The 11,764-nt window shown below is 73.7% G+C and carries 11 protein-coding genes and 1 riboswitch; of the genes, 3 read left to right on the forward strand and 8 right to left on the reverse strand.

The features are described 5' to 3' along the window. Nucleotides 1–680 precede the first annotated feature (680 nt). Nucleotides 681–2,090, reverse strand: coding sequence for an MFS transporter (locus ABTZ03_RS36580; protein ID WP_350517501.1), 1,410 nt, complete (start codon nt 2,088–2,090; stop codon nt 681–683). A gap of 168 nt (nt 2,091–2,258) precedes the next feature. On the opposite strand from ABTZ03_RS36580, the gene ABTZ03_RS36585 reads away from it, so the two are divergent. Next, nucleotides 2,259–2,798: a winged helix-turn-helix transcriptional regulator gene (locus ABTZ03_RS36585; RefSeq protein WP_350517502.1), complete on the forward strand. Its 540-nt coding sequence runs from the start codon at nt 2,259–2,261 to the stop codon at nt 2,796–2,798. A 130-nt stretch (nt 2,799–2,928) separates the two neighbouring features. Here the strand turns inward: ABTZ03_RS36585 and ABTZ03_RS36590 are convergent, their stop codons facing one another. The 6 genes from ABTZ03_RS36590 to ABTZ03_RS36615 all read right to left on the reverse strand — a co-directional run bounded on the left by ABTZ03_RS36590 (nt 2,929) and on the right by ABTZ03_RS36615 (nt 9,605). Further along, nucleotides 2,929–4,149 (reverse strand): alpha/beta hydrolase family protein, encoded by a 1,221-nt coding sequence (locus ABTZ03_RS36590; protein ID WP_350517503.1) that lies wholly within the window; start codon nt 4,147–4,149, stop codon nt 2,929–2,931. A gap of 102 nt (nt 4,150–4,251) precedes the next feature. Then, nucleotides 4,252–5,436 carry a thiolase family protein gene (locus tag ABTZ03_RS36595; protein WP_350517504.1) on the reverse strand — a complete coding sequence of 395 codons (1,185 nt, stop codon included), beginning with the start codon at nt 5,434–5,436 and terminating at the stop codon, nt 4,252–4,254. Nucleotides 5,437–5,539: 103 nt separating this feature from the next. Beyond that, nucleotides 5,540–6,355 (reverse strand): hypothetical protein, encoded by an 816-nt coding sequence (locus ABTZ03_RS36600; protein WP_350517505.1) that lies wholly within the window; start codon nt 6,353–6,355, stop codon nt 5,540–5,542. A 311-nt stretch (nt 6,356–6,666) separates the two neighbouring features. Next, a complete protein-coding gene (locus ABTZ03_RS36605) occupies nt 6,667–7,722 on the reverse strand; it encodes a serine hydrolase domain-containing protein (RefSeq protein WP_350517506.1) in 1,056 nt (351 codons plus the stop codon). 236 nt (nt 7,723–7,958) lie between these two features. After that, nucleotides 7,959–8,873 (reverse strand): glycoside hydrolase family 19 protein, encoded by a 915-nt coding sequence (locus ABTZ03_RS36610; RefSeq protein ID WP_350517507.1) that lies wholly within the window; start codon nt 8,871–8,873, stop codon nt 7,959–7,961. A gap of 315 nt (nt 8,874–9,188) precedes the next feature. Further along, entirely contained in the window at nt 9,189–9,605 is a 417-nt protein-coding gene (locus ABTZ03_RS36615) for an HIT family protein (RefSeq protein ID WP_350517508.1), read from the reverse strand. Nucleotides 9,606–9,800: 195 nt separating this feature from the next. Between ABTZ03_RS36615 and ABTZ03_RS36620 the strand changes: the two genes are divergently transcribed. Beyond that, nucleotides 9,801–9,989 carry a YegP family protein gene (locus ABTZ03_RS36620; RefSeq protein WP_350517509.1) on the forward strand — a complete coding sequence of 63 codons (189 nt, stop codon included), beginning with the start codon at nt 9,801–9,803 and terminating at the stop codon, nt 9,987–9,989. A gap of 135 nt (nt 9,990–10,124) precedes the next feature. Here the strand turns inward: ABTZ03_RS36620 and ABTZ03_RS36625 are convergent, their stop codons facing one another. Then, nucleotides 10,125–10,820 (reverse strand): MSMEG_1061 family FMN-dependent PPOX-type flavoprotein, encoded by a 696-nt coding sequence (locus ABTZ03_RS36625; RefSeq protein ID WP_350517510.1) that lies wholly within the window; start codon nt 10,818–10,820, stop codon nt 10,125–10,127. Nucleotides 10,821–10,981: 161 nt separating this feature from the next. Between ABTZ03_RS36625 and ABTZ03_RS36630 the strand changes: the two genes are divergently transcribed. Then, on the forward strand, nt 10,982–11,296 hold the full coding sequence (locus ABTZ03_RS36630) for an antibiotic biosynthesis monooxygenase family protein (protein WP_350517511.1): 315 nt from the start codon (nt 10,982–10,984) through the stop codon (nt 11,294–11,296). Nucleotides 11,297–11,459: 163 nt separating this feature from the next. Beyond that, nucleotides 11,460–11,587: riboswitch (FMN riboswitch) on the forward strand. The last annotated feature ends 177 nt before the right edge of the window (nt 11,588–11,764 follow it).

Here is an 11,764-nt window from a genome sequence, read left to right on the forward strand (position 1 = left end):
CAGCCGGACGGGCGTAGGCCAACCGGCCCACGCCCACCCACAAGATCAACACATAGGCCAACCGGGTGCCGTACACCTAGATCGTGATAGTCCCGCCAGCGAGCCACCGCCTCGGCGCGCGAGAAGTCGGCCGGGCCGACTTCTCGTGCAGCGGTCGGGCGGGCAGCGAACGGCGCTGTTGGCCGATGCGACTTTCCGAGCGGCCGACCCGACTTCCCACGTTGGCCAGGCACGCCCCGCCGGTGGGTCTGGCGTCCGATGGCACCGCAGGCCATGGCCCCTACGTTCGGTCGGCCGGGAGGTGACCGTACTCCTCAGCAGCCCGGCCGCGCAGTGGGCGGGTTGGGCTTGGCCGCGTGGGCCAGCGGCAGTGCCCAGGGGGCGTGTTCCAGCGTCTGTAGCCGGGACCGGAGGGGCCGCTTGCCTGTTGGTCGCGCACGGGAAGTCGGCCGGGTCGACTTCCCGTGCGTCGTGCCGGGAATTCGGAGGGTTCGCCGTTCGGTGTTTGGGCCGACTACGGGTTGTGGGGGCGGCGGTGGGTGGCCTTCGAGGGCTGGCGGCGGGGGCCGGTGTGGCGTGGCGGGTTGCCTGTTGGTTGCGTACGAGAGGTGGGCCGGGTCGACTTGCTGGGTGTCGGGGTTGTCGGGGCCAGGAGTCGGAGGGCTCGGCTCTCTGTGGCGTCAGCGGGTGCTTGCAGGGTGTGGGGCGGGTGCGGTGCGGGTGGTGAGGGTGAGGGCTGCGCCGAGGAGGCAGAGGGCGGCGGCGACCAGGACGGCGTGGTCGGTGCCCGTGGCCAGGGTGTCGGCGGTGGTGGCGGGCCCGGGGGTGCCGGCGACGGCGACCGTTACGGCGACGCCCAGGGCGGAGCCGATGTAGCGGGAGGTGTTGTTGGCTCCCGAGCCCATGGCCGCGCGGTGCGCGGGGACGCTGCTGACGGCGAGCCGGGCGAGGGCCGCGTTGAGGACTCCGCTGCCGACGCCGGCGACCGCGAGTCCGGGGGCCAGCCGCAGCCAGGAGGAGCCGGGTGTGAGTCCGTACAGTCCGGCTTCGCCGAGGCCGCAGATCAGCAGGCCGAGGGCGACCTGGGTGGTGGCCGACAGGTGGGCGGCCAGTCGGCGGGCCTGGAGGGCGGCGATCACGGACAGGCCGGACCAGAGGGCGAGCACGCCGCCCGCGGCGAGGCCGGAGAGGCCGAGTACGCCTTGGAGCAGGGTGGGCAGGTAGCTCATGAAGCCGACCAGCGAGAGCCCGGTGAACAGGGCACCACCCGTTGCGGCGATGAAGCCGGGGTTGCGGAAGAGGGAGAGGTCGAGCATCGGCTCGCGGACCGTCGCCTCGACCAGGGCGAAGGCGGTGAGCAGCACCACCCCTCCCGCGAGCAGCGCCAGCACCGCGGGCCGTCCCCAGCCGCTGCGGCCCTCGGCGAGTCCGGCGATGAGCAGGGCCGTCCCGGCGGCCAGGGTGAGCACGCCGTACGGGTCGAGCGGGCGGGGCCGCTCGGCCCGGGATTCGGTGAGACCGACGGCTGCGCAGGCGGCCACGGCGGCCGAGGCGAGGGCGAGTCCGCCACTGACCGCGCGCCAGTCGGCCCATTGTTGGACGAGGGCGCCGTAGACCGGTCCGACCGCGATGCCGAGGCCGACGGAGGCGCCCCAGATTCCGAGCGCCCGGATCCGCTCGGGCCCGGCCGGGTGGGCGTGGCTGATCAGACCGAGCGCGGGAGCCAGGACGGCGGCCGAGGCGATGCCGAGCAGGACCCGGGCGGCCAGGTAGACGGTGCCGCCGGGGGCGAGCGCGGCCAGGGCCTCGGCGGCGGCGAACAGCAGGACGCCGGAGGTGAAGACCCGCTTGCGGCCGTGGTCGTCGGCGGCGCTGCCGGCGGTGAGCAGCAGGGCCGAGATGCCGACCAGGGTGCCGGTGAGGATCCAGGTGCGGCCGGCGGCGCCGAGGTGGGCGGCCTGGGCGGTGGCGGCGAGCGAGGCGGTGGGGGCCGTGTAGGCGACGGTGACCAGGGCGGTCGCGGCCGCCGTGATGGCCAGCGTGGCGCGGGGGCGGACAGCGGCGGCGGAGTCGGATGGTGCGGGGGACATGGTGTTCCCTCCGGAGGGCGGGCCTGGAGGACCTGGAGGACCGGGCCGAACCCGGAGGACCGAGGCCGGACCTATAGGTCTGGTGAATGAACCTTCGTCTCGCGCAGCACGCTACCACTGAAAGTCTGTTCATTGAACCCACTCCCTGAGTGGACTACCCTGACGCACATGGCCCTGGGAATCGACTACGAACTGCAGGACTGCGCGCTGGCCCGCGCCCTGGAGGTGGTCGGCGAGCGCTGGAGCCTGCTGATCGTCCGCGACGCGTTCTACGGAGTGCAGCGCTTCAACGACTTCCTCGCCCACCTCGGCATCCCGCGCGCCGTCCTCACCGCGCGCCTCAACGCCCTGGTCGCGGCCGGGGTGCTGCGCAAGGAGCCGTACCAGCAGGCGCCGCTGCGCCACGGCTACCTGCTCACCGGGGCAGGTCTCGAACTCTGGGGCCCGCTCTACCAGTTGAGCCGCTGGGGTGGCCGGCACGCGACCCCGGGCGGCCCGCACCACCTGTTCGCGCACGTCCCCTGCGGCACCGACCTGGACTTCGTCGGTGCCTGCCCCGCGTGCGGCGGCGGGCCGGTCCCGCCGACCGAGGTCGCGATGCGGCCCAACCCCGCCCGCACCGACGACCACCACCGGGAGGACCCGGTCTCCCGCGCCCTGGTCCGCCCGCACCTGCTGCTGGAGCCGATCGCCTCGGCGGCCGTGTAGCGCGACGCCGTCCGGGGGCGGGCAGGCCGACGAGGCCGCCGGCAGCTCGCCGACGGCCTCGTGGGTCACCGGGGTGGAGCCGCGGGTGCGGCGACGACGTCCCGGATCAGGAGTGGAATCAGGGGCGGAATCAGGAGTGGAACCGGACCTCCGGGTCGGCGGCGGTCGGCCCGTCGAACAGCGGCTGGTCGATGCCCTTCAGCTGGAGGTCGAAGAACGCCCCGACGTACCGCCGGGTGAGCTCGGTGGCGCGCTGCCCCGACATGGTGGTGCCGGGGGGCTGGGGCACGCCGAGTGTGTCGAGGAAGAGTGAGTAGTCGGTGAAGCTGCCGTGGTCGGTGCCGTCGAAGGTCAACCAGCGCTTCCAGCCGTCCAGTCGGGGCCAGCTGTCGGTCCAGCTGGTGTCCTCGGCGCCGGGCAGCGGGTGACCGATCATCAGGTACGGCTTGCCGCCGATGCCGGACTCGGGCACCTCGTAGTCCATGCTGCCGTCCAGGTCGACCCCGGCCCGGATCCGGTCGTCCGTCACCAGCGCGGGGACGCTGGCCGCGCCGCCGGCCGAGTGCCCGGCCATGCCGATCCGGTCGCGGTCGATCATGCGGGCGTAGCGCCAGGCGGGGTGGGGGCGGGCGGTGAGCTGGTCGATGACGAAGGAGACGTCCTTCGCCCGGCTCTCGTCCAGGCCCTTCCAGGCCTCGGGGGTCTTGAGCCGGCCGCACTCCACGCAGGGCAGTGTCTGTCCGTCGGGGAAGGTCGTCCCGGTGTTCTCGTAGGTGTGGTCGACCAGGGCGACCACGTACCCGCGGCTGCCCAGTTCCTCGGCGAGGCTGCTGAGCGAGGTGCGCGGCATGGTGAAGCCGGGGGAGAGGACCACCAGCGGGTAGTGCCCGCCCTGGGGGCGGGCATCGGTCCTGGACCAGGTCCGGGTGTCGGTCACCGTCTCGGTCGGGACGGTGTTGCCCGGGATCTTGGCGTCCAACAGCATCCGGGCGGCCGCGGCGGTCATGTACGGGGCCGCAGTGCCGGTTCCCGCGTGTGCGGGGTAGTACATCGTGACCATCAGCTGGCGCGGTCCGGCGGAGGGGACCCAGGGGTCCGTGCGGTCGTGGTCGACCAGGTGCAGGATCTCCTGCCCGACCGCGTACGGCCCGGTCGGGCGCGGGAGTTCGAGGTGGACGGTGCTCGGGGCGGCGGTACCGGCCGTGGTGGCGACCGGTACCGCGGGGGCGGCCAGCGCCGGGGCCGCGGCGGCGACGGACAGCGGCAGGGCGAGCAGCAGTGCCGCCGCGGCGGCGGTGGTGCGAACTCGGCTCGTGCGTCGGTTCGTGCGTCGGTTCGTGTGTCGGCTCATGAGGGCGACGGTAGGTCGCCCGCAGGGAAACTGACGTCGGCTCAGCGGCGTATAGATCCCTTCCGGGAGGCGCCGGTGGCGACCCCTAGGGGATGAGTGGGATCAGTGGATCGCCTCCAGGACCGTCGCGTTGGCCAGGCCGCCCGCCTCGCACATGGTCTGCAGCGCGAACCGCCCGCCACTGCGGCGCAGTTCGTGCACCAGCGTGGTCATCAGCCGGGTGCCGCTGGCGCCCAGCGGGTGGCCGAGGGCGATCGCGCCGCCGTTGACGTTGAGCCGGGCCGGGTCGACGCCGGTCTCCTGGAGCCAGGCCAGGACGACGCTCGCGAACGCCTCGTTGACCTCGAACAGGTCGATGTCGGCGAGCGAGAGGCCCGCGCGGCGCAGCACCTTCTCGGTGGCGGGCAGCACGCCGGTGAGCATCAGCAGCGGATCCGAGCCGGTGACCGCGAAGGAGTGCAGCCGGGCCAGCGGACGCAGGCCGAACCGGGCGGCGGTCTCGCTACTGGTGATCAGGACGGCCGAGGCGCCGTCGTTGATCGGGCTGCTGTTGCCCGCCGTCACCGACCAGGAGATCTGCGGGAAGCGCTCGGCGTAGGCCGGGTCCGCGAAGGCCGGGCGCAGGCCCGCCAGCACCTCGGGCGTGCTGCCCGGGCGCACCGACTCGTCCGTCGTCACCAGTCCGCCGGGCGTCGGCACCGGGACCAGCTCGTCCGCGAACCGGCCTTCGGCGTGGGCCCGGGCGGCCTTGGCGTGCGAGCCGGCCGCGAACTCGTCCATCGCCTCCCGGGAGATCGACCACTTGGCGGCGATCAGCTCGGCGCTGACGCCCTGGGGGACCAGCCCGCCGGGGTAGCGGGCCGCGACCGAGGCGCCGAACGGGTCCGCCCCCGGCGGCACGTTGGACCACATCGGCACCCGGCTCATCGACTCGATCCCGCAGGCGACCACCAGGTCGTACGCCCCGGCGATCACCCCCTGGGCCGCGAAGTGCACGGCCTGCTGGGAGGAGCCGCACTGTCGGTCGATGGTGGTCGCCGGCACGGAGTCCGGGAACCCGGCGGCCAGCCAGGCGTAGCGGGTGGTGTTCATCGCCTGCTCCGCGACCTGGTCCACGCAGCCGCCGATCACGTCGTCGATCAGGGCCGGGTCGATGCCGCTGCGCCCGATCAGGGCCTGGAGGGTGTGGGCGAGCAGCTCGACCGGGTGGACGGCCGAGAGGGCGCCGCCCGGCTTGCCCTTGCCGACGGGTGTGCGGACGGCTTCGACGATCACGGCATCGCGCATGGCTGGCCGCCTCTCCTGCGGTGGAGTGGATTGGAAAAGCAAACTCACTATAGGTCTGTAGGTTTGGGAATCCAACCCTTCAAGGGCGTCGGCCGGACAGGGCCTAACGGGGCGCTGTGGGCGTCGTGGGCGTTGTGGTGCTCCGGGACCGGACCTCCTCCAGGAACTCCGCCGCCGCACGGGCATTGGGCACCGGAAGGGCGAGCGGCAGCCCGGCCGACCGTGTTCGGACCTCCAGCTCCCCGAGGCCGGACGCCCGGGCCGAGTGCACCTCGCCCCAACGGTAGGCCTCCGCCGCGCCCAGCGAATGCGGCGGCCGGTGCACCAGGCCGCCGGCCGTCACCGTCAGCCGCCCCCGGGCGAACCGGACGCTCCCGTCGGTCCGCAGCGTCTCGTGCAGGGCCGCCCGGAGGCCGGGGGAGAGGCGCTCGTCCATCTCCCGGAGCAGTCCGTCCAACCCGTGCAGCTGGGCCAGCACCAGCGGCTCGTCCGCCCCGACGGGCCATATTCGGCCCTGCTCGGGTACCCCTCGACGCCCGCCGGGCGAGTACTCGGCGGCCTCGATGCCCGCCCACGGCAGCAGTCGCTCCCCGCCGTCCGCCCCGACCAGCGCCAGCCCGCCCTCGTGGACCCGCACGGAGTGCAGCCCGGGCGCGGGCCGCAGCAACGCGTACCCGCTCACGACCACCAGCGCGACGGCCGCCACCACGGGCGCGGGCCACCACTCGCCGAGTGCCAGACAGGCCACCGCCGCGAGGACCGCGGCAGTGGCGTCCAACCACGTCCGCGCCCGCCACGGGACGGGCCGGAACCCCCGGTGCACCCGCACCACCCGCCCGAGCGGCCCGACCGGCCCGCGCCGGCCCTGGCCGTTCTCCACGACCGACCGCGCCCACGCCGGCGACCACACCATCGCCATCTCGGCCTCCTTGCTCTCGCCGGTCTCCCCAACCGGAACTGCGACTGTTGGATCACCAGGATCGATCGCCCGCCACCCCGGCGAACAGTGCCAATCAGCACCCTTTGGCCCGAAACAACCGAAGTGTGTCCGGAGCTGATGTGCCGTTCGGCCCAGGAGCGACCGTGACCGCCGGCAGTGTCAGCCGCCGGCCGCCGCAGGAAGTGACCGCCGGCGGCTACCGGCGGCGGGGGAGAGCGAGAGGGGCGACCGTACAGGCGGAGAAGGCCGAGCAGGAGAGGGCAAGGCAGGGCAGGAGGCCACCGCCCCCGTCAGCGCCCCGACGCGCCGAATCCGGTCTGCAGCCTCCGCAGCAGCGCCGTGCCCGCCGGGTCCACCGACCGCCGGCTGTTGGCCAGCACCACCACCCCGACCCGCTGCTCCGGGTCGAACGCGACGAAGGAGCTGAACCCGCCCGTCCCCCCGTTGTGCCACAGCTGCAGGTGCCTGCCCTGCTGGGCGTGCAGCCGGTGGCCGAGCCAGCCGAGGTGCGTCCAGGCGAACGGGTTGACCCGGTGCCTGGTCTCCCGGGTGAGCAGGATCGCGGGTGCCAGCGGTGCGTCCGGCGCGCGTTCGGCGGCCAACTGGGCCCGCAGGAAGGCCGTGAGGTCGGCCGCCGTGGAGTGGAGCCCGCCCATGCCGGGGAGGGCCGCCAGGTCCCAGGACGGCACCGGCCGCCCGCTCGCCGAATGGCCGCACGCCAGTCGTGCCGACTGTTCGCCGTCCGGCCGCAGGCAGGTGTCGGCCAGCCCCAGCGGTGCGCAGACCTCGCGCTCCACCAGTTCCCCGTACCCGGTGCCGGCCCGGCGGGCGAGGGCCAGCCCGAGCAGCCCGGCGCCGAGGTTGGAGTAGCGGAAGCTGCGTCCGGGGACGGCGTGCAGCCGTGTGCGGGACAGCCCGGAGAGTATTCGTTCGCCGGTGCAATGGGCGTACGGGTCGGGCCGGTTGGGCCGGAGCAGGGACCGCAGCACCATGCCCCGGGGCAACCGGGGCAGCCCGGAGGTGTGGGTGGCGAGGTGCCGCAGGGTGATCGCCTCGCCGCCCCGGACCGGGACGGCCGCCGCGTCGGGGAGCAGCTCCGCCAGCGGTTCGTCGAGCCGCACCGTGCCGTCCAGCGCCAGCCGTGCGAGGACGAGCGAGGTGAACACCTTGGTGACGGAGCCGATCTCGAACAGGGTGTCCGCCCCGGGCCGTCGGCCGTCCGGCCCCGTCCGTCCGGCGCCGTGGATCTCGACGGCGTCACCGGCCAGCCCGGCGACCACCACGCCGACGTGCCGGACCGCGAGCCGGTCGGTGGTCTCCTGCACCAGGCGGGCGAGTTCGTTCATGCGTGTGAGCCTAGGCGCCCGCGACCTGCGAAGTCGTCCGCCCGGATAATGATCTCGACCGCTCCGGATGCTCCCACGGGTGTACGCCCGGCTGCGCCGCACGAGGAACGGACGGCTGCGCGCGCTCCTCCCCCCGGAGCAGACCGCCCCGGGGCGAGGAGTGGGCGGGCCGACGGACCCGTCGACCCGCCAGCCCGCCCGCCGGTTCGCGGTCGGCAGGTCGGCAGGTCAGCAGGTCAGCAGGTCAGATTGTCCCCCGGCACCGTGCCGAGGAGCTGGACGAAGCCCTGGTACAGGCTGACCCGGTGCTGCATCTGCGCGGTGTTGTTGCCGTTGCACTCCAGCGTGCCGTTGATGCTGCGGATCGTCTCGCCGAAGCCCCGCCCGTTGACCATCGCGTCGTGCGGGGTCATGGTGCCCGGCCCGTTCTGGGTGTTCCAGTACCAGAGGCCGGTCTTCCAGGCGACCGCCGGATCGGTCTCCACCAGGCTCGGGTTGTTCAGCAGGTCGAGGCCGAGGGCGTCGCCCGCCGCCTTGTAGTTGAAGTTCCAGCTGAGCTGGATCGGTCCGCGCCCGTAGTACGCGGCCTGCCCGGCCGGGCATCCGTACGGCTGCGAAGTGTCGCAGTAGTGCGGGTAGTTGGAGGTGTCCTGCTCGACCACGTAGACCAGTCCGCCGGTCTCGTGGCTGACGTTGGCGAGGAAGGCCGCGGCCTCTTGCAGGCGTACGGTGTCGCTGCCGGTGGCCGCGAAGCCGGGGTAGGCGGCGGTCGCGTCGAGCAGGCCCTGGTAGGTGTAGAAGGGGTTCCGGTTCGGGAACATCTGGTCGAACTGGGCCTGGCTGACCGGGAATCCGCCCGGGTTGGGGGTCGAGGTGGGGGTCGGGGTCGGGCCGGGGTCGCTGGGCCCGCCGCAGGGGCCCTGGTCGCTCCAGACCCCGGAGCCGCCGGTGCTCGGCGGCTCGTTCTGGGTCCACCACTTGGCGGTCCAGTTGTGGCCGCCGTACGAGACGGCGGCGCCGCCGGTGTACACGGCGGTGGCGCTCCACGCGGTGCCGCAGGCGGCGGCGCTGGCGGAGGCCGGGAGGAGCACCGCGAGCGCGAGCGCCGTGACCACGGCGGACAGCAGCGCGAGCAGGCGTTTGGTTGACACGTCATCACCCCTTGTGCGGTGGGGGCCGCACGTCGTCGAGACAGGGACCTGATCGGGGCAGGGGAGCCGGGCCCCGTGCGGGGGCGCGTCGTGGGGGACGGCCGACCGGGGCGCGGGCCGGTACGGGGCCGACACCGACTCAAGCGGAGTGGTCTATACCTGTCAAGGGGTGTGGTGGAAATGCCCCGGCGTCCGCGGACGCGAACCGGGTGCGCGGAACGCGCGCGAGCCTCCTGAACCCAACCCCCGCCCCCGACGCCCCCTACCAGCCCCCGCCCTCAGCGCCCCCACCGCTCCCCGCCCCCCCAACGCCGTCTACCGCTCCCCGAGCGCCGCCCGCAGCCGCGCCGCGACCTCCGCCGCCCCCGCCTCGTCCGGGTACGTCCCGCGCGGCCAGAAGAACCCGCGCAGCCCGTCCTTCGGATTCCGCGGCACCACGTGGACGTGCAGGTGCGGCACCGACTGGCTGATCCGGTTGCTCGCCGCCACGAAGGTGCCCGCCGCACCCAGCCCCCGTTCGACCGCCGCCGCCACCCGCTGCACCCGCAGGAAGAACGGCCCGACGTCCTCGGCCGGCAGGTCCGCCAGGGTCCGGTGGTGGGCGCGCGGCACGACCAGCACATGGCCGGGGAACAGCGGCCGGCGGTCCAGGAAGGCCACCGCCGCCTCGTCGTCCAGCACCCGGTGCGCGGGTTCCTCGCCCGCCACCACCGCACAGAACACGCAGTCCATCCGTCCATTCAAGCCACCGCCGACGTCCCCGGCACCCCCGCAAACCCGGCTCCGCCCGACGTCACCCGTCCGGCGGCCGACCGGGTGCGGGGGCCCGGGCGCCGGACGCACGGTGCTAGCAGGGGAGGGACGGGAAGGGCGGGGGGACTACGGACCGACACGGCGCGTCCCGCGCCGCACGAGGAGGTGGCCCGGATGGCGGGCAAGTTCGAGGTCTACGAGGACGCCGGCGGCAAGTACCGGTTCCGGCTCAAGGCGGGCAACGGCGAGATCGTCGCCAGCGGCCAGGGCTACGGCAGCAAGGAGGCGGCCCACAAGGGCGTCGAGGCCGTTCAGCGGGCGGCCGAAGGGGCGGCGGTGGTCGACCTGCCGAAGGCGGCCTGACCTGGGGCGACACGCGCGTGCCCCGTCGTCGGCCCGCCCGGACCGCCGGCGGGGCACCTCAACCCGCCCGCACCGCCCGCACCGCCTGCACGCGCCCGCGCCACCCGCATGAGCCCGCCCCGGCACTCGCACCCGCTACTCGTACCGGTACCGCAGCGCCTCCCGCTCCGTCTGCTCGATCATCTCGACGGTCAGCGAGTCGTCCCGCAGGTGCGACAGCGTGACCTCCGCCGAGGTCGGCTGGGCGTCCGCGGGCAGCCAGTTCTCCGGCTTCCAAGCCGAGCCGCGCATCAGCGACTTCGGGCAGTGCGCGTACACCTCCTCCACGGCCACCACGATGGCGCTGCGCGGCGGCTTGCCGACGGCGGTCAGCTGTCGCAGCAGCTCGGGGTCGGTGGAGATGCAGGCCCGCCCGTTGACCCGCAGCGTGGTGTCCCGGCCCGGGACGACGAAGAGCAGCCCGACCCGGCCGTTCTCCAGGATGTTGTGCATGGTGTCCAGGCGCTTGTTGCCGGTGGCGTCCGGTATGGCCAGGGTGTACTCGTCGAGCACCGAGACCAGCCCGGCCGGGCCGCCGCGCGGGGAGACGTCGCACCGGCCGGCGGCGTCGGAGCTGGCCACGAACACCAGCGAGGAGCAGGCGATGAGCCGCTGGGCGACGTCGTGCAGGCGGTCCACCTGTTTGCGGCGCGCGTGGTCGCCGGGCTGCTCGTAGACCTCGCGCAGCTGGGCCGGGTCGCTGAGGGCGCCCGCGCTGAGGGCGGCGAACAGGCGGTTCGACGGCGCCGGGACGGCGGTTGACGGTGTGGGGGCTTCCGGGGCGAGGGTCATACCGGGAACCTAGCGGGCCGTCCTCCGTCCGGGAATCCTCCATTCTCCGTGAAAGAGTCGGCTCACCCCTCCCCACCAGCGGTTTTCCGCTGATAATGGGGCCAGGGACCCCAGTCAGCAGTCAGCAGTCAGCAGTCAGCAGTCAGCCGGAGGTGGTGGCCGTGATCGTCAGAATCTGGGCCGGGCAGGTCACGGCGGATCGCATCGAGGAGTTCTGTGCGCACCTGGTCAGCCAGGTGATCCCGCAGCTGGGGCGGACGGACGGCTGTCTGGGCGGTGAGCTGCTGCGCTCGGTGAGCGAGGGCGGGCACCGGGTGCTCGTGGTGAGCCGCTGGCGCGACGAGGAGGCGCTGCGCGGGTACGCGGGGCCGATGTGGCGGATCAGGCCGGTCTGGTCGGAGGGGGAGCTGCACTACCTGAAGCACCCCCCGGAGGTCACCCACTTCATGCCGATCGCCATGCCCGCCACGCTCTGAGGCCGGTGGGCGGCCTCGGGTGCCGCCCCCGCCGCACCCGCACCCGCACCCGCACCCGACCCCGCCGCGCATTCCCCGCAAGGCCGTGAAACAGGCCACAGCGGAACGGTCTCCCTGGGCTTGCGCCCCGCGTGGCACAATGACGTCATCAGCAGTGACGTTCAGCGCACTCCGGGGTCGGTGAAAATCCGAACCGGCGGTTACAGTCCGCGACCCGTCCGCAGCCAGCGGCCGGTTGACCAGGTGAAATTCCTGGACCGACGGTTAAAGTCCGGATGGGAGGCGTGCGCGGGCGGACGAAGAGCAGTACCCGTGGTCCGACACCTATCGGACCGGACCACGGTCAGGTGAACAGCGGGAGCAGTGTCTCCCGAGCCGGGCGAGCGATCTCCCGGCGGCTCCGGCACCCCGGCGACGGGTCGTGTCGACGGCCCTGCGCACCGGTGCCCGTCCGTGTCATCTCCCTCT

This window comes from Kitasatospora sp. NPDC096077, from assembly GCF_040303245.1.
GTDB lineage: Bacteria > Actinomycetota > Actinomycetes > Streptomycetales > Streptomycetaceae > Kitasatospora.